The organism is Aeromonas sp. 1HA1, from assembly GCF_029237385.1.
Lineage (GTDB): Bacteria > Pseudomonadota > Gammaproteobacteria > Enterobacterales > Aeromonadaceae > Aeromonas > Aeromonas popoffii.
Window position 1 is genome coordinate 94,521 of the sequence record NZ_JAACGC010000002.1, and the last position, 20,232, is coordinate 114,752.

The window sequence follows — 20,232 nt, forward strand, 5'->3', positions numbered from 1 at the left end:
ATATATAAAAAATAATAAGCATTTGATTTTAAATATAAAATATCAAAAAAAACACTCAACAGAAAACATCACAGCCCAAACGGTGACAATATTTTTCCAGATAATAAAAAAGAGCCTCGCGATAAATCGCAAGGCTCTTCAGGAAGAGGTCGGAGTCGGCCTGTAAGCCGGGTTCTGTTCCGGGTTGCCCCGGTAGCAATCATTCCTCTAGGCCAGCAATCGCTCACTGGCTCAAGCAACCTACCCGCCCCCAACGCGGGCCGCGCCAATAGGGGCCTATTTGGTCTTGCTTCGGGTGGAGTTTACCGTGCCACGAACTGTTGCCAGTCGCGCGGTGCGCTCTTACCGCACCCTTTCACCCTTACCTGATCCCTTGCGGGCCATCGGCGGTTTGCTCTCTGTTGCACTGGTCGTGGGCTCGCGCCCCCCAGGCGTTACCTGGCACCCTGCCCTATGAAGCCCGGACTTTCCTCCCCTTCGCCCGTCTGTCCCGAAGGACACAACGACGAAGCAGCGATTGCCCAGCCGACTCCGGGCGCGGATTATAGCCTTGTCCGCCGGCCCGGGTAAACCTGCAATTGGCCTTTCCCCGGATTAATAGTGATCGAGACCGTATTTGTAGAGGGCATTCTTCTTGACGCCATGGATCTCTGCAGTCAGGGCTGCCGCTTTTTTCAGCGGCAGTTCGGCGACCAGCAGCCCCAGTGTGCGGATAGCCTCGGCGGGCAGCTCTTCATCCACCTTGCTGGCACCGGCGACCACCAACACGATCTCGCCACGGCAGCGGTTATCGTCCTGGCCGAGCCAAATCAGCATCTCGGAGGCCGGCAGACCATGGATGGACTCAAAGGTCTTGGTCAGCTCGCGGCATACCACCACCTGACGCTCCCCCAGAATGCGAGCAATCGCTTCCACCGTATCTTGCACCCGGCGCGGGGATTCATAGAACACCAGCGAACGGGTGTCTTCGATTACCGCCTGTAACCGATCATCACGCCCCTTGGTCTTAGCGGGCAAGAACCCTTCGAAGGCGAAGCGGTCGGTCGGCAGGCCAGCGGCGCTCAACGCCGTGATGGCGGCACAGGGACCGGGCAGCGGCACCACCTTGACCCCGGCCTCACGACAGCGGGTGACCAAGTGGTAACCGGGGTCGCTGATGAGCGGGGTGCCCGCATCCGAGACCAGGGCGACATTCTTGCCCTCCTTGATCCTGCCGATCAGCACATCGGCTTTCTGCTGCTCGTTGTGATCGTGCAGCGCGAAGGTCGGCACCGAGATTTGGTAATGGCTGAGCAGGATACCGGTATGACGCGTATCCTCGGCAGCCACCAGATCGACACTGCGTAAAATGTCCAATGCACGCTGGGTGATGTCCGCCAGATTACCGATCGGAGTGGGGACTATATACAGGGTTGGGATGTCACTCATGGGATCTCCGAGTGTCCCGACAATTGTGTCGCCATATTGGCCCGTTTACACTATGGAGAACTTCAACACTGGTCGGGGAATGAACTTGAACCGGGTTACAAAGCAGCTAAGTGTATCACGACTCTTCGGCATCCTACTCGCGGCAGTACTGCTCGCCGCCTGTGCGTCGGAGCCCAACCAACCTTCCGTGCAACCAGGCATGCCGTCTGCGTTCTCCAATCTGACCAAGAATGCCCAGTGGTATCTGGAGCAGGTGGACCAAGCCAAACCGGCCGACGCCTTCACCTGGCAGGTGATGGCGGCGCGCAGCTATCTGGCACTCGGCCAGGCCAAACCTGCCTCAGCCCTGTACCAGCAACTGCAGAAGCAGGCCCAGAGCGCGGAGCAGAATGCGCAGTTGCAACTGTTGCAGGCACATCTGTTACTCGCCCAGGGCAACGCCAACCAGGCGCTGATCCTGCTGGAGGGCAAGCCGGAGGTGGCGCTGGATGCCGATACCCAGAAGAATTGGTATCGCCAGCGGGTAGTACTGCAACTGGACATCAACAACAAGTTTGGAGCCGCCAAATCGCTGATCCTGCTGGAGCCCTATCTGGCCCAGAATGAGCTGGCGACCAACCATCAGCAGATCTGGTCACTACTGAAAAGCATGACCCCGTCCACCCTGCAGGCGCTGGAAGAAGCCCCCGCCCCCGATGTGACCACTGGCTGGCTGCGACTGGCAGCACTGGTGAACGAGTTCGGTGCCCAGCCCAATCAGATGGCCCGCCAGCTGGCGGGCTGGAAGCAAGCCTTCCCGCACCACCCGGCCCAGAAAGACATGCCGGCGGGTCTGGGTGATCTGGCAACCAGCAACCTCAATACACTGCAACAGATCGCCGTGTTCCTGCCGCTCTCCGGTAACCTGGAGCCTCAAGGCGCCGCCATTCGCAACGGCATGTTGATGTCTTACAAGGAAAATCAGGGCCAATTCACCCTGAACTTCTACGACACCCAGTCCAAGACGATGGGCGAGCTCTACAAGCAGGCCATTCAGGAAGGGGCCGACATGATCATAGGCCCGCTGCTCAAGGACAGGGTCGAGGAGCTGCTCAAGTCCAATCCGACCGTCCCCGTGCTGGCGCTCAACGAGCTGGACCAGCCGATCGTCAACGACAACACCTTCTACTTTTCCCTCTCGGCTGCCGCCGATGCGGCCCAGGCCGCGCAATATCTCTACGGTCAGGGTTATCGCAAGCCGTTGCTGATCGCCGCCCAGGGGCGGATCGGCTACAGCAGCATCAAAGCGTTTGAGCAGGCGTGGGCCGCCGTGAGCCAGGACCCGCCGGTCGTGGCCACCTTCGGTGCCCGCAACGAGGTGCAGGGGATGGTCAAAAATGCCCTGAGCGGCCGCTCGACCGCCCGGGCCGGGGAAGTGGTGCAACTCTCAGCCGCAGCGCCGCGCAGCATAGATGTGGTCTATGTGGTCGCTAACAGCCTGGAGACCCGGATGATCAAGCCCTATGTGGACATCTCGGTCAATCCCATGGGCAGTCTGCCCATCTACAGCAGCTCACGTGGCTACGACAGCGCCACCACAGAGGTTGCCTCCGAGCTCAATAGCATGCATATCTCCGACATGCCACTGCTGCTGGGTGGCTACGAGAAGCAACGGGAGCAAATTGCCCTGCTCTGGCCACAGACCCAGGGTGACCTGCTACGCCTGTTCGCGCTCGGTTACGATGCCGTCAGCCTGGCGGAAAACCTGCAGCAGATGCGCAAGGTCAATGCCATGCAGCAGCCTGGCATGAGCGGCCAGCTGAGCGTGGACGCCAGTGGCAACATAGTGCGGGTACTGGACTGGGCCACCTACCAGAACGGCAAGCTGGTCAGTGACAGTGCCATGCCCCAGCTAGAGGGAGCCTCCGATGAAGGGTCTATTGGCACGGATGAACCAGCAGTGGCAGAACCTGTTCCCGTCACCGACGAGCAAGGGACCGCACTTTGAGCAGGTAGCGGAACGCTGGTTGCAGGCCCGAGGTCTGCAACCGGTGACCCGCAACTACCGCTGTCGGGGGGGCGAAATCGATCTCATCATGCGCCAGGGGGAAACCCTGGTGTTTGTTGAGGTCCGCTACCGCGCCAACACCAGCCATGGCGGAGCAGCCAGCTCAGTCACCCGGCGCAAGCAGCACAAGATCGTGCTGGCAGCGCGCCACTATTTCAAGCAACATGCCATCAACGAGGCCAGCCAGGCCTGCCGATTCGATGTGATTGCGTTCGAGGGAGACCAGCCAGACTGGATCCAGAACGCATTTTAAGAGGACCCTATGACTGACCGCATCAAAGAGAACTACACCGAAAGCATCCAGACCAAGATTGCCGCCGCCGAGGCGCTGCCGGACGCTATCCATACTGCGGCCCAGATGCTGACCATCTGTCTGCTCAATGGCCACAAGGTGATGGCGTGCGGTAATGGTCCTTCTGCGGCGCTGGCCCAGCTGTTCATCTCGGAGTTGGTCAACTGCTACGAGACAGAGCGCCCCTCCCTGCCCGGCATGGCACTGACCCCCGACATGGCCACCATCAGCGCCATCGCCACCGACCATGGCTTCGAGGAAGTCTATGCCAAGCAGATCCGGGCTCTGGGTCAACCCGGCGACATCCTGGTGGTCATCACCACCACGGGCAACAGCCGCAGCCTTATCAAGGCAGCCGAAGCCGCGCTCTCCCGCGACATGACGATAGTCGTGCTGGGTGGCGGTGACGGCGGCGAGATCGCCGGCTTGCTCGGCCCCAACGATGTGGAGATCCGGGTGCCATCCGCCCGTCGCCCCCGCATTCTGGAAGTAAACCTGTTGACCCTGCACTGCCTGTGTGACCTCATCGACCAGACTCTTTTCCCGCAACAGGAAGATTGAAACCATGAAGAAGCAAACTCTCCTGCTCGGCCTGCTGGCCGGCACCCTTCTGCTGCAAGGCTGCGCGGCCGTGGTGGTGGGCGGTGCCGCCGGTACTGCCAAGGCTTCCGGCGATCGCCGCACCCTGGGGGCCCAGTGGAGCGATCAGGCCATAGAGCTGAAAGCGGCCAACCTGCTGGCCGACAACAAGCCGCTGAGCGCGGCCAGCAAGATCAGCGTCTACAGCAACAACGGCCGTGTGCTGCTGGTCGGTCAGACACCCTCTGACGCTTACAAACTCGAAGCAGGCAAGATAGTGGCCCGTATCGACGGGGTACGCCACGTCTACAACGAACTGCGCCTCGGCCAGCCGGTCAGCATAGGGGTTCGCAGCAATGACTCCTGGATCACCTCCAAAGTCCGTGCAGACATGCTGGGAGCCAAGAACTTCGACAGCGCCAAGGTCAAGGTGGTCACCGAGAATGGCGAGGTGTTCCTGATTGGCCTGGTCACTCGTCAGGAAGGGGATCGAGCCGTTGAGATAGCCCGCCACGTCAGCGGCGTGAAGCGCGTTATCAAGGCTTTCGAGTTCGCCCAGAACTGAGCGACGAGCAAACCGCTATAAAAAAAACGCAGCCAACTGGCTGCGTTTTTATTTGATGACTTTCAGCGTCGGACGACCAGTCGGACGCGGTGGTTCCGGCTCAGGCTCCGCCGGTGCTTCGGCCTGCTCCAGCCAAAGGTCGTAACCCGGCTCGGGCGGGAACAGGGTACCCACGCCATTTTCCCGGGCATGAATGGCCAGCACGGCCGCCATCGGGATATAAACCTGCTGGGAGACACCACCGAAACGGGCGCTGAAGCTGATGGCTTCATTGTCCATGTGGAACTGCCCCACCGCACGCGGCGCTATGTTCAACACAATTTGTCCATCCTGGACAAACTGCATCGGCACCATCACATGAGGGATATTGACGTTGACCACCAGATGCGGGGTCAGCTCGTTATCCAGTAACCAGTCAAAGAACGCCCGTAACAGATACGGGCGACTGGGTGTCATTGTCGGTTCCATGCTCATACGCCAGCACGGATCTCGCGCTCGGCTTCAGTCAGGGAAGCCTGGAAGGATTCACGCTCGAACAGACGAACCATGTAGGCCTTCAGCTCCTTGGCTCCACGGCCGGCGAAGTCAATGCCGAGACTCGGCAGACGCCACAGCAGCGGGGCCATATAGCAGTCGACCAGACCGAACTCTTCGCTCATGAAATAGGGCATTTCACCGAAGATGGGCGCAATGGCCAGCAGGTTGTCTCGCAGCTCGGCGCGTGCCGCATCCACGTCAGTACCCGCCATGATCTTGTCAGCCAGGGAGTACCAGTCCAGCTCGATGCGATGCATCATCAAACGGCTGTTACCACGGGCTACCGGGTAAACGGGCATCAGGGGCGGGTGCGGGAAGCGCTCGTCCAGATACTCCATGATGATGCGTGAGGTGTACAGTGCCAGCTCACGATCGACCAGAGTCGGTACTGTGTTGTACGGGTTCAGCTCGGCCAGCTCATCCGGCAGGTTGCTTGGGTCAACCTGGCAAATATCTACGCTAACACCCTTCTCCGCCAGGACAATGCGCACCTGATGGCTGAACATATCGTTGGCACCGGAAAACAGCGTCATTACCGAACGCTTATTGGCAGCTACAGCCATTGAACCCTCCCGTCATTAAAAAGCAGAAACGGCAATGAAGCATCTTGGTCTTCATTGCCGTGCATTATATTACCCGGATCTGGTCGCTTAGTGAACGTCGCGCCAGAATTCCTTCTTCAACAGCACAGTGAAGATGAAGAAGATCACGATGAATCCGAGTACCCAGAAGCCCATGCGTTCGCGCTCCTGTTGTACCGGTTCAGCTGAGTAGACCAAGAAGTTTACCAGATCCAGTACCATCTGATCATACTCTTCGTTATTCATTTCACCGTTGCCGTCAGATTTAACACTGACAACCTGCTGGGTTTCCACCCCATCGACCATATGAGTGGCAAACTCGGCACGCGGCGTGCCTTGCAGCGGCTCCAGTACGTGGGGCATACCCACCGACGGGAACACCACGTTGTTCACACCAAACGGACGAGTCTCGTCCACGTAGAAGGAGCGCAGATAGGTGTAGATCCAGTCTGCACCTCGCACCCGCGCCACCAGTGTCAGATCGGGGGGAGGCGCACCAAACCACTTGGCCGCATCCTGCTCTGAAACCGAGTTTTCCATCAGATCACCGATCTTGGCACCGTTGACGATCAGGTTGGCAGCCATCAGGTCTTCCGGAATGCCTATGTCTGCCGCAACCCGGTTGTAACGCTGGTACTGGGTGCTATGGCAGCCAAAGCAGTAGTTCATGAAGGTGGTGGCACCACGCTGCAGGGACGCCTTGTCGTTCAAGTCATAGTTGGCCTTGTCCAGCTGCACGGCACCGGTATTGGCAAACACCAGCGCTGGCAGCAGGGTCAGCACTGCAAAAATTATTCTTTTCATTTAAATGTCACCCTCTCCGGCAGCGGCTTGGTGCGTTCGTTCTTGCTGTAGAAGAACAGCAGGACGAAGAACCCGAAATAACCCAGGGTACAGATCTGGGCAATCAGCGTCAGGGTCGGGGTCGATGGCAACACGCCGAGGACACCGAGAATGACGAAGCAGACCACGAACTGGGCGATGTTCAGCCTGTGCAGAGTGCTGCGATAACGCACTGAGCGCACCTTGCAGCGATCCAGCCAGGGCAGCAGGAACAGCACTAGGATAGAGAGACCCATCATGATGACGCCCAGCAGCTTGTCCGGCACCGCACGCAAAATGGCGTAGAAGGGTGTGAAGTACCACACGGGGGCAATGTGCGCCGGGGTTTTCAGGCCGTTGGCCACTTCAAAGTTCGGCTTTTCGAGGAAATAGCCCCACATGTCCGGCTTGAAGAAGATGACGGCGCAGAACAGGAACAGGAAGCCTGCCACCCCGATCATGTCCTTCACGGTAAAGTAAGGGTGGAATGCCACCGCATCCAGCGGCCAGCCTTTCTCGTCCTTGTGCTTCTTGATGTCGATGCCGTCCGGGTTGTTGGAGCCCACCTCGTGCAGCGCCAGAATGTGCATGACCACCAGCATCACAAGCACCAGCGGCAGTGCGATGACATGCAGGGCGAAGAAGCGGTTAAGGGTCGCACCCGAGATGACATAATCACCACGGATCCACAGGGTCAGATCGTCGCCAATCACCGGGATGGCGCCAAACAGTGAGATGATAACCTGGGCCCCCCAGAATGACATCTGACCCCAGGGCAGCAAATAGCCCATGAACGCTTCGGCCATCAGGCAGAGGAAGATCAGCATGCCGAAGATCCACAGCAGCTCGCGCGGCTTCTGGTAGGAGCCGTAGATCATGCCGCGGAACATGTGCAAATACACCACCACAAAGAACGCAGACGCGCCTGTGGAGTGCATGTAGCGCAACAACCAGCCATAGTCCACATCCCGCATGATGTACTCTACGGAGGCAAAGGCGCCTTCTGCAGAGGGGTTGTAGTTCATGGTTAGCCAGATGCCGGTGATAATCTGGTTGACCAGCACCAGCATGGCCAGCGAGCCGAAGATGTACCAGAAGTTCAGGTTCTTTGGCGCCGGGTACTTGGCCATATGGTCGTTGTACATGGCAGTGAGCGGGAAGCGATCGTCGATCCAGCCCATCAGTTTGGCAAACATGGTCAAGCCTCCTTGCCGTCGGCACCGACCAGGATGGTGGTGTCGCTAAGATATTGGTACGGCGGAATGACCAGGTTCAAAGGTGCAGGCACCCCCTGGAACACTCGACCAGCCATGTCGAACTTGGAGCCATGGCACGGGCAGAAGAATCCGGAGGTCACGCCCTGAACCTGTTCACCGAAGCTGTCCGGCAGATAGGAGGGAGAGCATCCCAGATGGGTGCAAATACCGACGGCAACGAAGATTTCCGGCTTGATGGACCTGTGCTCGTTGTGGGCATAGTCGGGCTGCTGGGGTTCGTCGGAGGCTGGGTCGCGCAACTTGTCATTATGAGCAGCCAAGGCATCCAGCGTCTGCTCGGTACGTTTTACCACCCAGACCGGTTTGCCTCGCCACTCAACGCGAATGAGCTGACCTGGTTCCAACTTACTGATATCCACTTCTACCGGAGCACCCGCCGCTTTGGCTTTGGCACTCGGGTTCCATGACTTTATAAACGGCACTGCGGTAAAAGCAGCTCCTACCCCACCAACGGCGACCGTTGACCAGGTAAGAAATCTGCGGCGACCGGTATCAACTGGCGCATTGCTCATCCAAAAACTCTCCCATGTGGACTCCGCACATTCTTATTGTGTCCCTGTTCCCCTTTCTTCCGTGACAACAGCGGCGGAAGCGGAGTTACAATTGTCACAGAAAAACCGAGGGAATTTTAAAGAAAAGATAACAACTTGACAAGAAAGAGAAGCGAAGGGCAAAAACAATAAATACACAAATATTTGTCTTTTGTGACGTGGTGTTAGCATTGGCGTAAATAATATTACCAATAAAAAAAGCCTGGCACATGGCCAGGCTTTTTTGACACTCGTGAGAGTGCGTACCAAAAGCGAATTAACGCTTGGAGTACTGCGGACGCTTACGAGCTTTGTGCAGACCGACTTTCTTACGCTCAACCTTACGGGCATCGCGAGTAACAAAGCCTGCTTTACGCAGTTCGGCACGCAGGGTCTCATCGTACTGCATCAGAGCACGAGTGATACCGTGGCGGATTGCACCAGCTTGACCGGAGATGCCGCCACCGTTAACGGTGATGTACAGATCCAGTTTTTCGGTCATCTCAACCAGTTCCAGCGGCTGACGAACTACCATGCGGGCAGTCGGACGGCCGAAGTACTGCTCCAGGGAGCGTTGGTTGATGATGATTTTACCGCTACCCGCTTTGATAAACACGCGAGCAGTGGAGCTTTTGCGACGGCCGGTACCGTAGTATTGATTTTCTGCCATGTTGCCAGTTCCCGATTAGATATCCAGTACTTGAGGTTGCTGAGCAGCATGAGCATGCTCGGCGCCTGCGTAAACTTTCAGTTTACGGAACATGGCACGGCCCAGAGGACCCTTCGGCAGCATACCTTTGACAGCAGCTTCGATTACCATTTCCGGTTTACGCTTGATCAGCTTGTCGAAGCTGATTGACTTGATACCACCCGGGAAACCGGAGTGAGCATGGTACATTTTGTCGGTAAATTTCTTACCGGTTACGTGTATCTTCTCAGCATTTACAACGATGATGTAATCACCGGTGTCAACGTGCGGAGTGTACTCAGCTTTGTGCTTACCACGCAGACGAGAAGCGATCTCGGTTGCGATACGACCCAGAGTTTTACCTTCTGCGTCCACAATGTACCAGTCACGTTTTACGGTTTCTGGCTTGGCAACGAAAGTTTTCATTAAGTTAAACCCAATTACCTGTTACAGACCCAATTGCTTATGGGGGCTCTCCCACAAACAACAAACGATGGCCTACCTGTACCCCTTCGAATACAAGTAAAGCTTAAAGTGTTGCTGCCTTATCGACAGCTGTAACGTGGGCCGGGCGATTATAAGTGAAGTTGCCTTAAATATCACCTGCTAATTTCACTGCCATGAAGCTAGCAAATGTCGCCCGGCCCTACCTGCCGCAGATGCCCATCCGACTGGCAGGCGCGGTATTGTGACTAAGGAAGGTGCACTCTGGCAAGGTATTCGTGCGATTGCATTTCCTGAAGCCGTGAAAGACAACGTTTGAATTCGAAATTCAGCAGCCCGTCCCCGTAGAGTTCTGTCATGGAGACAGCCGCCGACATAATGAGTTTGACGTGCCGCTCATAGAACTCATCCACCATGGCGATGAAGCGGCGAGCCGCGTCATCCGTGCCCGCCCCCATGGGCTGCACATTGGCCAGCAACACGGTGTGAAACAGTCGTGCCAGTTCTATGTAGTCGCCCTGCGAGCGCGGAGTGCAGCAAAGTTGCTCGAACTCCATGTAGAGCACCCCTTCTCCCATCCCCAGCGACGTCAATTGACGATGGTTGATCTCGACACTGCCCGCCCGAGCCTCTTCCAACCCTGTTAACTGTTGAAAATAACGATCAAGATTCGCTTTTGCCTGCTGATCCAACGGAGAGTGATAAATCTCAGCCTGCTCCAGAGTACGCAAGCGATAGTCGATCCCGCCATCCACGTTAAGTATCTCGCAATGACGCTCGATCAATGCGATGGCTGGCAGAAAACGGGCGCGCTGCAGGCCATTTCGATAAAGATCCTGTGGTGGTATGTTCGAGGTGGCCACCAGTACCACACCGTGCCCGAACAACTCCTGGAACAAGGTCCCCAGCAGCATGGCATCCGTGATGTCGGAGACAAAGAACTCATCGAAACAGATGACGTCTATCTCGCTGGCCAGCTTGCTGGCGATGAGCTTGAGCGGATCGGCCTGACCGGTCAGCCCCTTGAGTTCGTCGTGTACCCTGTGCATGAAACGGTGGAAGTGGATACGCAGTTTTCCCGTCCCCGGCAGGCTTTCGAAAAAAGTATCCATCAACCAGGTCTTGCCTCTGCCCACTCCACCCCACATATATAACCCGAGGACAGGTTCCTGGGCCTTGGGCTTTTGCAACCAGCCCAACAGGCCGCGGGATCTGGTCGGAGTCGGGCTTTGGCACAAATCCTGATAGAGTCGCTCCAGGCGGGTCACGGCCATCGCCTGGGCCGGGTCGGCCACAAAGCCGGGGCGCTGCAAATCCTGCTGATATTTTTGCTGCGGGGTCATCCTGTCAACCGCCTCCAAGTCCCTGAACAGAGGACAAAATGGTATCACGCTCTCGGGGTGCACGGTATAGTGCCATCAAGGCGTAGCGGCCACCCAGGCCGCATCAACACACACTGATTTAGCTGTAATAAGGAGCATCTATGAGTCTGTTAAATGGGATCCTGCTGGCTGTCGCCGCCTTGATTATCGGCATCATCATCGGTCGTTTCACGGTGCGCAGCCGGGATGCAGGACGTCTGGAACAAGAGCTGAAAAAAGCACACTCGGAGCTGGAAAACTACCAGGGCCAGATCAATACCCACTTTGCCGACAGCGCCGCCCTGATGGAGCAACTGGCCGAGCAGTATCAGACCCTCTATCGCCACATGGCAGAACAGAGCAAATTCCTGGCCAAGGCACAGGAGCCGCGATTCCGCGAAGCGCTGCTCGACGATAACGCAGATACCCAGGTCAACGAAGAACCCGGTATCCCGCCCCGTGACTATGCTGGCGCGTCCGGTTTGCTCAAGCAGTCCAGCTAGTTCTTTGCGGAACTAACTGCGCTGTATCGTGGTCAGACCTTGACGATTGCATTGCAACTTTTTCTGGGAGCCGTTTTTCATATGCGTAAACCTCTTTCTGTGTTCAGTGTGTTAGCCCTCAGTGTCGGTATCGCTATGTCAGCGACCCCGGTGCAGGCTGCGCTGCCCTCTTTGCTGGCGAACAACCAGGAGATGCCGAGCCTGGCGCCGGTTCTCGAACAGGTCACGCCAGCTGTGGTCAATATCTCGGTCTCTGGCAAAAAAATCACCCGCCAGCGTCTGCCGGAACAATTCCGCTTCTTCTTCGGCCCCAACATGCCTGGTGAGCAGGTGAGCGAGCGGCCCTTCCAGGCGCTGGGCTCAGGCGTCATCATAGATGCCAAGAAGGGCTACGTGATCACCAACGCCCACGTCGTGCACGAGGCGGACGAGATCAAGGTCAACCTGAAAGATGGTCGTGAATACGCGGCCAAGAAGATAGGTGAAGACAGGCAGTCCGACATCGCGCTGCTGCAAATCAAGGCTGAGGATCTGGTCCAGATCAAATTTGCCGATTCGGACGAATTGCGAGTCGGCGACTATGCACTGGCCATAGGCAACCCGTTTGGCCTGGGCCAGACAGTCACCTCCGGCATCGTCAGCGCCCTGGGCAGAAGCGGCCTCAACATCGAAAATCTGGAGAACTTCATCCAGACCGATGCAGCCATCAACTCCGGTAACTCGGGTGGCGCCCTGCTCAACCTGCGCGGTGAGCTGATCGGCATCAATACCGCCATCCTGGGCCCGAACGGTGGCAACATCGGCATCGGCTTCGCCATCCCCTCTAACATGGTGCGGGATCTGTCCGAACAGATCGTCAAGTTCGGTGAAGTACGCCGTGGCCAGCTGGGGATTACGGGTACCGAGCTGACCTCAGAGATCGCCAAGACCTTCGGCTACAACAAGAAGGATGGCGCCTTCGTCAACCAGGTCATGCCCGGCTCTGCCGCCGCCAAGGCAGGCATCAAGGCTGGCGACATCATCATCAGCATAGATGGCAAAGCCATCCGCTCGTTCGGTGAGTTGCGCGCCAAGATAGCGACCATGGGGGCCGACAAGCAGGTTTCCCTGGGCCTCATCCGTGATGGCAAGGAACAGACCGTCAAGGTCATCCTGAAGAAAGCAGATGACAGCGAGATCCTCGCCAGCGCGCTGCACCCGGCCCTGGAAGGCGCCAAGCTCAGCACCACGACCGAACCAGTCACCGGCGTGGCTGTCTCTGATATCGATCCGCGTTCTCCTGCTGCCGCCTCCGGCCTGCAGAAGGGCGACATCATCATCGGGGTCAACCGCCTGCACATCAACTCGCTGGAGGAGCTGACCAAGGCGCTCAAGAACAAGCCCGAGGTACTGGCACTGAACATACAGCGCGGGGAGTCCTCCCTCTATCTGGTTTTACGTTAACGCCCTCACACCCGCGGCCGTCGCCGCGGGTGATTTTTATCCACCGATAGTGTTATTCTCTGCGCGCTGCATGTACGGATGAGAATGACATGAAAATCCCACCTTTGATCAGTTACTTGGGCAAGTCTATCGGCTTCGGTTTAACCGTGGCGGCTCTCCTGTTGCTGATGTTTCCCGATTTCCGTGGCGGTGCCCAGCTGCCTGGCCTCATCACCAATGCCCGCGATCTGAGCTTCTCCTATGCGGCACACCGGGCCGGCCCTGCCGTCGTCAACATTTATACCCGCAGCTTCGCCCGCAATCAGGGCAACCAGGCCGAACTCAGGCCTCAGGGGCTGGGTTCGGGCGTCATCATGAACCCGCGTGGCCATGTGCTGACCAACTACCATGTCATCGCCGATGCGGACCAGATAATAGTCGCGCTGCAGGATGGCCGCGTGTTCAGTGCCGAGCTGGTCGGTACCGATCAGCTGACCGATCTGGCGGTGCTCTACATAGAGTCGGATAACCTGCCGGTGATCCCGCAGGATCCCGATCGGCTGCCAGATGTGGGGGATGTCGTGCTCGCCATCGGCAACCCCTACAACGTCGGCCAGACCATCACTCAAGGCATTATCAGTGCCACCGGCCGGATCGGTCTCTCCAGCATGGGGCCGGACAGCAACGGGCGGCAGGATCTGTTGCAGACCGATGCCGCCATCAACGAGGGCAACTCAGGTGGCGCCCTGGTCAACGGCCGTGGCGATCTGGTCGGCATCAACACGGCCGCCTATCACCTCAATAGCAATCAGGAGAGCTATGGCATCAGCTTCGCCATCCCCTACAAGCTGGCCAAGCGGATCATGGACGAGCTGATCGCCAATGGCCGGGTCATCCGCGGCTACCTCGGCATCTCCAGCGTCGAGATCAACCCCATAGTGGCACGCATGATGAACTTGGGCGATCTGCGTGGCCTGGTGATCGAGAACCTGGATCCCAATGGCCCGGCGGCCAGGGGGGGGCTGGCACGGGGAGATGTGCTGCTCAAGATCAACGGGGAAGCCATCAGTGGCGTGCGCTCTGCCATGGACAAGATCGTAGAGAGCCGCCCCGGCACCAAGCTCACTATCTCGGTGTTTCGCGATGGCAAGCCACTGGAGCTGCAGGTCACCATAGAAGAAGACCTGCGCTACCAGCAAAGACAACAGAACAAGAACAAGGACAATGCCAACGCGAGTGCCGCTGCCGCCAGCTGACGCTCAGTGCTCTCCATTACAAGGGCGGGATACCGCCCTTTGTCATCTCTGCGCCCCTTCTTTTCCTTATCATCCGTGAGGCGACTCACAGTTTCCGCCAAGCCTTATCGGGTCAGTCCCGCGGGCCAAGTGTGCCTTTGATCACACTAAGTTGGCCCCGATAGCAGCCCTCCGCCCCCACCAACGCACAAAAATCACCGTTTTCAGCCCAAGCGCACGGGAATTTCCGCTTCGAATCGGAAAAACGCTGCCTCCTCTGCACGCCCCTGCGGGCTTAGGGTAACGCCATCCCTTCTGCCAGCCTTGGAGAGCAGACATTGCAAACAGAGACCCACGACCAGACCCTGACCCCGAACAGCCCGGCGTTGCTGCGCAAGACCGACCTGGTCCTGGCACGCATCCATCCCCTGCTGGCCGAACAGGGCATCATCCCCAACGAGGTGCAACGGCAGATGCTGGCCTCCCATGTCAAGGCCATGGTGTGGCGCTCCCATAGCGGCGAATCCTTGCCAGAGGTCGACCTCAGCCTGTTCGAGGAGATCTCCCCCCTTTCCCTGCAGCTGGCCGAACAGGTCGTCGCCTGGCTGGACAAGCTGGCCTATGAAGAGGCTCACCTCTTGTCCGTCCATTTCGAAGTCGCCAAAGAAAACGAACTCAGCTCACTCAAAGGAGATATCTAAATGTCAGCCATCAAACTCGTGATTGGAGATCGTCTCGGCAAGGGCCAGAAAGTGGGTGCAGGGGCAGAAACCGCCGGTGCCAGCGTGACCGTGATCCCTGGCATGGCCGCCGACATGAAGCTCGGTGATGTGATGAACAAGGAGCAGGCGGATCTTGGCATCTCCTTCTGCGGCAGCGGTGGCGCCGGTGCCATCACGGCCCAGACCAAATACGGCTACAAGTGCCGCTATGGCATGCGTTCCGTCGAGGAGGGTGTCACCGCCATCAATGACGGCTGCGTGGTGCTGGGCTTCGGCTTCATGGACAAGGAAGAGCTGGGCCAGAAGCTGGTCGAAGCCTTCGCAAAGAAGCACGGACGCGTCTGATGAAAGAGAACTTCACCACCCAGGTCATCGTCAACGGCAAGGGGACGACCCGCCAACAGGCGTTCGCCGCCGCCCTCAGTCAGGTGCAACCAACCCTGCTCAAGGACAACCCGCGCGTGATGCTACGGATCGAACCGGTCGAGGTGCAGGTGCTCAAGGCCGAAGAGTCAGTCCGGGTGGAGAAGTTCCTGTTCTTCTTCCTGCCGCGCCAGCGCCACGAGTTTCGCGTCCAGCTCGAGATCACGGTCAAGGTCACCAGCCTGGACGCCGAACAAGTCACGTTCACCCGGGTGTGACGCCACCCGCAGGCACCACCTCACAAGAAGGATACCCTGGATGTTTCTAATCATATTTATCAAGTCACTCATCATCGGCGGCCTGGTGGGCGTCGGGGTGGGGGCTGGCGCGGCGCGGATGTTCCACGCCCCGACCGTACAGGGCATGGGCGCCTTCCGTACCCTGGGCGAGCTCAACTCCTGCGAAGGGGATCCCGCCTCCCACTTCTCGTTCGGCCTCGGCTTCTTCTTCAACGCCTGGGCCTCGACGGTGGCGGCCGGTGCCTTCACCCAGGATGTGGATCACCGCATCATTCCGCACTGGGCAACAGCCGCACTGCTGGTCAAGAATCGGGATCTCGCCACCACCTTGCACGATCCCAAGAAGATGGCCATCGCCGGCGGCATCATAGGCGCCATCGTCGTCGCTTTCCTCAACAGCACGGCCGCCGCTGTGCCGGAAGCCCTGCAAGTCACCGCCGTCAAGGTGCTGGTGCCGGCTGCAAACCTGTTGGTCAACACCGTCATGCCGGTCATCTTCTGGCTCGCCGCCATCGAGGCGGGCAAGAAATCCGGCTTCTGGGCCACCATCTTCGGCGGTCTGGCGCAACTCATCATGGGCAACGCAGTACCGGGGCTGGTGCTCGGCATCCTGGTCGGCAAGGGGGTAGAGGAGAGCGGCTGGAACCACGTCACTCGCGTGATGATGGCCGCCATCGTGCTGCTGTTCGTGCTGAGCGGCTTCTTCCGCGGCTTCGACATTAAACTGATTGAATCCTTCCACATGGGCATTCCCCTGTGGCTGGAGAACGTCCATAACCTGCTTAGCGGCAAATAAGGGGCCATGCCATGGATGAGAAACTGAGAAACAACTTCTGGTACGCCGACTGGTCATTCCCCATCTTCGTCGGCCTGCTCTCGGCCGGCGTCTTTGCCGGAACCCACATGTTCTACCTGTACGGGGTCGGCGCCTTCAACGAGGTGGCCTTCGTCGCCATGCTAAAAGCCGGCATGGACACAGGCGCCTACGGCGCGGTCGCCGCATTCGGTGCCAGCTTCCTGTTTGCCCGCATCATCGAGGGATCGCTGGTGGGGATCCTGGATATTGGCGGCGCTATCCAGACCGGGGTCGGGCTGGGCGTGCCCGCCCTGTTGCTGGGTGCCGGTATCGTCTATCCGGTGGAGAACTTCGGCGCCTCGCTGGCTACCGGTATGGCCATCGGACTTGCTATTGGCGGCATCATCATTCTGGCGCGCAAGTTCACCATCAACCAGAGCAACTCCACCTACGGCGCCGACGTGATGATGGGGGCTGGTAACAGCTCGGGCCGCTTCCTTGGCCCCTTGATCATCCTCTCCGCCATGGGGGCCTCCATCCCCATAGGGCTGGGTTCACTGCTGGGTGCACTGCTGTTCTACGTGTGGAACAAGCCCATCACAGGTGGCGCTATTCTGGGGGCCATGCTGCTCGGTACCTTCTTCCCGGTCGCCCTGGCATAAGCACTCGCCGCCCTGCGGGGCGGCCTCTTCGAGGTCATCACCATGCATGACATGATCATCAGAGCCGGGCGCCAGGGAGATGGCCAGCTCGTCGATATCGCCATCCAGGAGGGCAAACTGGCGGCCATTGGTCACCTGCCTGCTGAGGCGGTTGCCAGAGAGACCCTTGAGCTCGCCGGTCGTATTCATGTGAGCGCAGGCTGGATCGACGGCCATACCCACTGCTACCCCGCCTCCCCCATCTATCACGATGAACCGGACAAGGTCGGGGTGGAATCAGGCGTCACCACCGTCATCGACGCGGGCAGCACGGGCGCCGACGACGTGGACGACTTCCAGCGGATCGCCGCTGGCTGCAAGACCCGGGTGCACGCCCTGCTCAACCTCTCCCGCATTGGCCTGCTGCGCCAGAACGAACTGGCTGATAGCCGGGATTTGGATATGGATCTCGCCTCGGCAGCCATTCGGCGCCACCCCGAGTTTATCGTCGGCATCAAGGCGCGGATGAGCGGCAGCGTGGTGGGCGAAAACGGCCTGCAACCACTGCGCATGGCCAAGTCGCTGCAGCAGGCCCACGGCCAGCTGCCGCTGATGGTACACGTGGGCAACACACCGCCGGATCTGGACGAGATCGTCACCCTGCTGGGGGATGGCGACCTGCTGACCCACTGCTTCAACGGCAAACCGAACCGCATCCTGACCCCGGCTGGCGAGCTGCGGGTTGCGGTGCGCGAGGCGATGCAGCGCGGCATGTTGCTCGACATTGGCCACGGCGGCGCCAGCTTCAGCTTTGACGTGGCGGAGCTTGCCATCCGTCAGGGGATCCTGCCCCACACCATCAGCTCGGATATCTACTGCAAGAACCGCATCAAGGGGCCGGTCTACAGCCTGGCCCACGTGATGTCGAAGTTTCTCGCCATCGGCATGACGCTGGAGCAGGTACTGGCCTGTGTCACCCACCATGCGGCCGATGCACTGCGGCTGACCGGAAAGGGGCGACTCGAGGTGGGCGCCGATGCAGACCTGACCCTGTTCGAGGTCGCCAGCGGCCCGAGCCTGTTTATGGATACCGAAGCCCAGTCCCGCAACGGTGACCAACAACTGCTGCCTCTCGCCGCCCTGGTGGGGGGCGAACTGGTTCTGACTCACAATGGGAAATCACACCATGCCTTCTGTTTATGAGAAATATCAGCTCAAACCGGTGATCAACGCCTCCGGGCGCATGACCATTCTCGGTGTCTCCACCCCCGAGCAGGAGGTGGTCGATGCGGTCAACTTCGGCCTCGGCCACTACTTTGAGGTCAAGGATCTGGTCAACAAGACAGGTGCCTATCTGGCTGGCTTGCTGGATGTGGAGGATGCGGTGGTGGTCTCCTGTGCCAGCGCTGGCATCGCCCAGTCGGTGGCCGCCGTGATAGTGCGTGGCGACCCCTACCGCCTTGAGCAGCTGCACGCCCATGCCCACGGGGTGCCGAGCGAAATCGTGCTGCCCAAGGGGCACAACGTGAACTTTGGCGCCCCGGTCGGCACCATGGTCAATCTGGGTGGCGGCAAGGTGGTGGAGGCTGGCTATGCCAACGAGTGCTCCCCTGCCCAACTGACCGCCGCCATCAATGCCAACACCGCCGCCATCCTCTATATCAAGTCCCACCACTGCGTGCAGAAGAGCATTCTGTCGGTGGCCGAGGCCGCCGGGGTGGCCCGGGCGCACAACCTGCCGCTGATCGTCGATGCCGCTGCGGAAGAGGATCTGCGCCTCTATTACAACCAGGGGGCGGATCTGGTTATCTACAGCGGCGCCAAGGCCATTGAAGGGCCCACCAGCGGGCTGGTGCTCGGCAAACGGCAATACGTGGAGTGGGTCAAACAGCAGGCCAACGGCATCGGCCGCGCCATGAAGGTAGGCAAGGAGGGGATCCTCGGCCTGACCCACGCCATCGAGCGCTATCTGGCCAAAGAGAAGGAGAGCGGCGCCACCATGGTCGCCAAAATGAGCCCCTTCATCGAACGCCTCAACCAGCTGCCCGGCGTCACCGCCAAGGTAGTGTGGGACAGTGCAGGGCGTGACATTGCCCGCACCGATATCGCGTTTGACCACCAGCAGATCGGCATGACCACGGTGCAGGTCATAAGCCGCCTGCAGCAGGGCAATCCTGCCATCTACTGCCGTGGCTACAAGGCCAACGAGGGGCACATCGAGATCGATGTGCGCAGCGTCACCATCCCCCAGCTCGACCAGATCCATGCCGCCATTGCCAACCTCGTACAGGAGAATCGCTGATGTCCCTTACTCCCAACTACTACCGTGATCGTGTCTGCCTCAACGTACTGGCAGGTTCCAAAGAGAATGCCGTTGCTGTGTACGACGCAGCTGAAGGTCATGTGCTGGTCGGCGTGCTCTCCAAAAACTATCCGGATATCCCCGCTGCGGTCGCCGATATGAAGGAGTATGCGGCCCTTATCGACAACGCCCTCTCCATCGGACTGGGGGCGGGCGATCCGCGCCAGTCCACCATGGTGGCCGAGCTGGCTCGCCAGCTGCAGCCCCAGCACGTCAACCAGGTGTTCACCGGGGTCGGCGCCAGCCGGGCGTTGCTCGGCCAGTCACAAACGCTGGTGAATGGCCTTATCTCCCCCACCGGTACGCCGGGCATGGTGAAGATCTCCACCGGCCCCCTCAGTGCCCAGCAGCCGGACGGGATAGTGCCTATCGATACCGCCATCGCCCTGCTCAAGGATATGGGCGGCAGCTCGGTCAAGTTCTTCCCCATGGGCGGGCTGGCCTGCCGCGACGAGTATCAGGCGGTGGCCGAAGCCTGCGCCCGCCACGACTTCTGGCTGGAGCCCACCGGTGGCATCGATCTGGAAAACTTCGAGGAGATAGTGCGGATTGCGCTGGACGCCGGTGTCGAGAAGGTGATCCCCCACGTCTACAGCTCCATCATCGACAGCGAGAGTGGCCAGACCCGCCCCGACGATGTGCGTACCCTGCTCACCACGGTGAAACGGCTGCTGGCGTGACGAGAAAATGGCACCGGCTCGATCACTGGCCGGTGCCTGGCTTGTTAATGACCCGCTT

Annotated in this window: 24 protein-coding genes and 1 other RNA gene; 15 read left to right on the plus strand and 10 right to left on the minus strand. The window is 59.1% G+C overall.

What is annotated here, in order from left to right:
* Positions 1-147 precede the first annotated feature (147 nt).
* Both rnpB and rsmI read right to left on the minus strand, forming a co-directional pair.
* An RNA gene (gene rnpB, locus GWQ22_RS01215) (RNase P RNA component class A) lies at positions 148-533 on the minus strand.
* A 61-nt stretch (positions 534-594) separates the two neighbouring features.
* The gene (rsmI, locus tag GWQ22_RS01220) at positions 595-1,428 is read right to left on the minus strand and encodes a 16S rRNA (cytidine(1402)-2'-O)-methyltransferase (protein WP_275929246.1); all 834 of its coding nucleotides are present in this window, start codon (positions 1,426-1,428) and stop codon (positions 595-597) included.
* 199 nt (positions 1,429-1,627) lie between these two features.
* Here rsmI and GWQ22_RS01225 point away from each other — a divergent pair, with 199 nt between their 5' ends.
* The 4 genes from GWQ22_RS01225 to dolP are packed head-to-tail and all read left to right on the plus strand — an operon-like array spanning position 1,628 to position 4,911.
* Positions 1,628-3,415: a penicillin-binding protein activator gene (locus tag GWQ22_RS01225; protein WP_275929247.1), complete on the plus strand. Its 1,788-nt coding sequence runs from the start codon at positions 1,628-1,630 to the stop codon at positions 3,413-3,415.
* The gene (locus GWQ22_RS01230) at positions 3,357-3,728 is read left to right on the plus strand and encodes a YraN family protein (RefSeq protein ID WP_345893610.1); all 372 of its coding nucleotides are present in this window, start codon (positions 3,357-3,359) and stop codon (positions 3,726-3,728) included. Before GWQ22_RS01225 ends, GWQ22_RS01230 begins: the two co-directional genes overlap by 59 nt.
* 9 nt (positions 3,729-3,737) lie before the next feature.
* On the plus strand, positions 3,738-4,328 hold the full coding sequence (locus GWQ22_RS01235; RefSeq protein ID WP_005305871.1) for an SIS domain-containing protein: 591 nt from the start codon (positions 3,738-3,740) through the stop codon (positions 4,326-4,328).
* 4 nt (positions 4,329-4,332) lie between these two features.
* The gene (gene dolP, locus GWQ22_RS01240) at positions 4,333-4,911 is read left to right on the plus strand and encodes a division/outer membrane stress-associated lipid-binding lipoprotein (RefSeq protein WP_042039066.1); all 579 of its coding nucleotides are present in this window, start codon (positions 4,333-4,335) and stop codon (positions 4,909-4,911) included.
* Between the two features lie 48 nt (positions 4,912-4,959).
* On the opposite strand, the gene GWQ22_RS01245 is transcribed toward dolP, so the two are convergent.
* The 8 genes from GWQ22_RS01245 to zapE form a co-directional block, all read right to left on the minus strand.
* Entirely contained in the window at positions 4,960-5,385 is a 426-nt protein-coding gene (locus GWQ22_RS01245; RefSeq protein ID WP_042039067.1) for a ClpXP protease specificity-enhancing factor, read from the minus strand.
* Positions 5,382-6,011, minus strand: coding sequence for a stringent starvation protein SspA (gene sspA / locus GWQ22_RS01250; RefSeq protein ID WP_005314352.1), 630 nt, complete (start codon positions 6,009-6,011; stop codon positions 5,382-5,384). The genes GWQ22_RS01245 and sspA overlap by 4 nt, the downstream gene beginning before the upstream one ends.
* A gap of 87 nt (positions 6,012-6,098) precedes the next feature.
* On the minus strand, positions 6,099-6,833 hold the full coding sequence (locus GWQ22_RS01255; RefSeq protein ID WP_042039068.1) for a cytochrome c1: 735 nt from the start codon (positions 6,831-6,833) through the stop codon (positions 6,099-6,101).
* Complete coding sequence (locus GWQ22_RS01260) at positions 6,830-8,047, minus strand: cytochrome bc complex cytochrome b subunit (RefSeq protein WP_042039069.1); 1,218 nt, start codon at positions 8,045-8,047, stop codon at positions 6,830-6,832. Before GWQ22_RS01260 ends, GWQ22_RS01255 begins: the two co-directional genes overlap by 4 nt.
* Before the next feature lie 2 nt (positions 8,048-8,049).
* Positions 8,050-8,640: a ubiquinol-cytochrome c reductase iron-sulfur subunit gene (gene petA, locus GWQ22_RS01265; protein ID WP_108536272.1), complete on the minus strand. Its 591-nt coding sequence runs from the start codon at positions 8,638-8,640 to the stop codon at positions 8,050-8,052.
* A gap of 295 nt (positions 8,641-8,935) precedes the next feature.
* On the minus strand, positions 8,936-9,328 hold the full coding sequence (gene rpsI, locus GWQ22_RS01270) for a 30S ribosomal protein S9 (protein ID WP_042019610.1): 393 nt from the start codon (positions 9,326-9,328) through the stop codon (positions 8,936-8,938).
* 15 nt (positions 9,329-9,343) lie between these two features.
* Positions 9,344-9,772, minus strand: a complete 429-nt coding sequence (gene rplM, locus GWQ22_RS01275) for a 50S ribosomal protein L13 (protein ID WP_275929249.1) — start codon at positions 9,770-9,772, stop codon at positions 9,344-9,346.
* Positions 9,773-10,038: 266 nt separating this feature from the next.
* Positions 10,039-11,133 carry a cell division protein ZapE gene (zapE, locus tag GWQ22_RS01280; RefSeq protein ID WP_275929250.1) on the minus strand — a complete coding sequence of 365 codons (1,095 nt, stop codon included), beginning with the start codon at positions 11,131-11,133 and terminating at the stop codon, positions 10,039-10,041.
* Positions 11,134-11,273: 140 nt separating this feature from the next.
* Here zapE and GWQ22_RS01285 point away from each other — a divergent pair, with 140 nt between their 5' ends.
* The 11 genes from GWQ22_RS01285 to GWQ22_RS01335 all read left to right on the plus strand — a co-directional run bounded on the left by GWQ22_RS01285 (position 11,274) and on the right by GWQ22_RS01335 (position 20,174).
* Entirely contained in the window at positions 11,274-11,654 is a 381-nt protein-coding gene (locus GWQ22_RS01285) for a YhcB family protein (protein WP_042039073.1), read from the plus strand.
* Positions 11,655-11,735: 81 nt separating this feature from the next.
* The gene (locus GWQ22_RS01290; RefSeq protein ID WP_212514170.1) at positions 11,736-13,097 is read left to right on the plus strand and encodes a Do family serine endopeptidase; all 1,362 of its coding nucleotides are present in this window, start codon (positions 11,736-11,738) and stop codon (positions 13,095-13,097) included.
* Positions 13,098-13,186: 89 nt separating this feature from the next.
* Positions 13,187-14,332: an outer membrane-stress sensor serine endopeptidase DegS gene (gene degS, locus GWQ22_RS01295; protein WP_275929251.1), complete on the plus strand. Its 1,146-nt coding sequence runs from the start codon at positions 13,187-13,189 to the stop codon at positions 14,330-14,332.
* A gap of 317 nt (positions 14,333-14,649) precedes the next feature.
* Complete coding sequence (locus GWQ22_RS01300; RefSeq protein ID WP_275929252.1) at positions 14,650-15,012, plus strand: transcriptional regulator; 363 nt, start codon at positions 14,650-14,652, stop codon at positions 15,010-15,012.
* A complete protein-coding gene (locus GWQ22_RS01305) occupies positions 15,013-15,378 on the plus strand; it encodes a glycine-rich SFCGS family protein (protein WP_042039079.1) in 366 nt (121 codons plus the stop codon).
* The gene (locus GWQ22_RS01310; RefSeq protein ID WP_108537392.1) at positions 15,378-15,674 is read left to right on the plus strand and encodes a DUF4312 family protein; all 297 of its coding nucleotides are present in this window, start codon (positions 15,378-15,380) and stop codon (positions 15,672-15,674) included. The genes GWQ22_RS01305 and GWQ22_RS01310 overlap by 1 nt, the downstream gene beginning before the upstream one ends.
* 40 nt (positions 15,675-15,714) lie before the next feature.
* A complete protein-coding gene (locus GWQ22_RS01315; RefSeq protein ID WP_275929253.1) occupies positions 15,715-16,491 on the plus strand; it encodes a DUF4311 domain-containing protein in 777 nt (258 codons plus the stop codon).
* An 11-nt stretch (positions 16,492-16,502) separates the two neighbouring features.
* Positions 16,503-17,153 (plus strand): DUF4310 family protein, encoded by a 651-nt coding sequence (locus GWQ22_RS01320; protein ID WP_042039086.1) that lies wholly within the window; start codon positions 16,503-16,505, stop codon positions 17,151-17,153.
* Between the two features lie 42 nt (positions 17,154-17,195).
* A complete protein-coding gene (locus GWQ22_RS01325) occupies positions 17,196-18,335 on the plus strand; it encodes an amidohydrolase/deacetylase family metallohydrolase (protein WP_275929254.1) in 1,140 nt (379 codons plus the stop codon).
* Entirely contained in the window at positions 18,319-19,434 is a 1,116-nt protein-coding gene (locus tag GWQ22_RS01330) for a DgaE family pyridoxal phosphate-dependent ammonia lyase (RefSeq protein ID WP_275929255.1), read from the plus strand. The genes GWQ22_RS01325 and GWQ22_RS01330 overlap by 17 nt, the downstream gene beginning before the upstream one ends.
* On the plus strand, positions 19,434-20,174 hold the full coding sequence (locus GWQ22_RS01335) for a KDGP aldolase family protein (RefSeq protein ID WP_275929256.1): 741 nt from the start codon (positions 19,434-19,436) through the stop codon (positions 20,172-20,174). The genes GWQ22_RS01330 and GWQ22_RS01335 overlap by 1 nt, the downstream gene beginning before the upstream one ends.
* The last annotated feature ends 58 nt before the right edge of the window (positions 20,175-20,232 follow it).

What these genes read in the sequence shown, in the direction of transcription:
- GWQ22_RS01330 (WP_275929255.1), top strand. Translation starts at nt 18,319, where the DNA reads ATGCCTTCTGTTTATGAGAAATATCAGCTCAAACCGGTGATCAACGCC.
- GWQ22_RS01320 (WP_042039086.1), top strand. Translation starts at nt 16,503, where the DNA reads ATGGATGAGAAACTGAGAAACAACTTCTGGTACGCCGACTGGTCATTC.
- GWQ22_RS01325 (WP_275929254.1), top strand. Translation starts at nt 17,196, where the DNA reads ATGCATGACATGATCATCAGAGCCGGGCGCCAGGGAGATGGCCAGCTC.
- petA (WP_108536272.1), bottom strand. Translation starts at nt 8,640, where the DNA reads ATGAGCAATGCGCCAGTTGATACCGGTCGCCGCAGATTTCTTACCTGG.
- GWQ22_RS01305 (WP_042039079.1), top strand. Translation starts at nt 15,013, where the DNA reads ATGTCAGCCATCAAACTCGTGATTGGAGATCGTCTCGGCAAGGGCCAG.
- GWQ22_RS01315 (WP_275929253.1), top strand. Translation starts at nt 15,715, where the DNA reads ATGTTTCTAATCATATTTATCAAGTCACTCATCATCGGCGGCCTGGTG.
- GWQ22_RS01260 (WP_042039069.1), bottom strand. Translation starts at nt 8,047, where the DNA reads ATGTTTGCCAAACTGATGGGCTGGATCGACGATCGCTTCCCGCTCACT.
- GWQ22_RS01290 (WP_212514170.1), top strand. Translation starts at nt 11,736, where the DNA reads ATGCGTAAACCTCTTTCTGTGTTCAGTGTGTTAGCCCTCAGTGTCGGT.
- degS (WP_275929251.1), top strand. Translation starts at nt 13,187, where the DNA reads ATGAAAATCCCACCTTTGATCAGTTACTTGGGCAAGTCTATCGGCTTC.
- GWQ22_RS01255 (WP_042039068.1), bottom strand. Translation starts at nt 6,833, where the DNA reads ATGAAAAGAATAATTTTTGCAGTGCTGACCCTGCTGCCAGCGCTGGTG.
- sspA (WP_005314352.1), bottom strand. Translation starts at nt 6,011, where the DNA reads ATGGCTGTAGCTGCCAATAAGCGTTCGGTAATGACGCTGTTTTCCGGT.
- rplM (WP_275929249.1), bottom strand. Translation starts at nt 9,772, where the DNA reads ATGAAAACTTTCGTTGCCAAGCCAGAAACCGTAAAACGTGACTGGTAC.
- GWQ22_RS01310 (WP_108537392.1), top strand. Translation starts at nt 15,378, where the DNA reads ATGAAAGAGAACTTCACCACCCAGGTCATCGTCAACGGCAAGGGGACG.
- rpsI (WP_042019610.1), bottom strand. Translation starts at nt 9,328, where the DNA reads ATGGCAGAAAATCAATACTACGGTACCGGCCGTCGCAAAAGCTCCACT.
- GWQ22_RS01235 (WP_005305871.1), top strand. Translation starts at nt 3,738, where the DNA reads ATGACTGACCGCATCAAAGAGAACTACACCGAAAGCATCCAGACCAAG.
- dolP (WP_042039066.1), top strand. Translation starts at nt 4,333, where the DNA reads ATGAAGAAGCAAACTCTCCTGCTCGGCCTGCTGGCCGGCACCCTTCTG.
- rsmI (WP_275929246.1), bottom strand. Translation starts at nt 1,428, where the DNA reads ATGAGTGACATCCCAACCCTGTATATAGTCCCCACTCCGATCGGTAAT.
- GWQ22_RS01225 (WP_275929247.1), top strand. Translation starts at nt 1,628, where the DNA reads ATGCCGTCTGCGTTCTCCAATCTGACCAAGAATGCCCAGTGGTATCTG.
- GWQ22_RS01335 (WP_275929256.1), top strand. Translation starts at nt 19,434, where the DNA reads ATGTCCCTTACTCCCAACTACTACCGTGATCGTGTCTGCCTCAACGTA.
- GWQ22_RS01285 (WP_042039073.1), top strand. Translation starts at nt 11,274, where the DNA reads ATGAGTCTGTTAAATGGGATCCTGCTGGCTGTCGCCGCCTTGATTATC.
- zapE (WP_275929250.1), bottom strand. Translation starts at nt 11,133, where the DNA reads ATGACCCCGCAGCAAAAATATCAGCAGGATTTGCAGCGCCCCGGCTTT.
- GWQ22_RS01245 (WP_042039067.1), bottom strand. Translation starts at nt 5,385, where the DNA reads ATGAGCATGGAACCGACAATGACACCCAGTCGCCCGTATCTGTTACGG.
- GWQ22_RS01230 (WP_345893610.1), top strand. Translation starts at nt 3,357, where the DNA reads ATGAACCAGCAGTGGCAGAACCTGTTCCCGTCACCGACGAGCAAGGGA.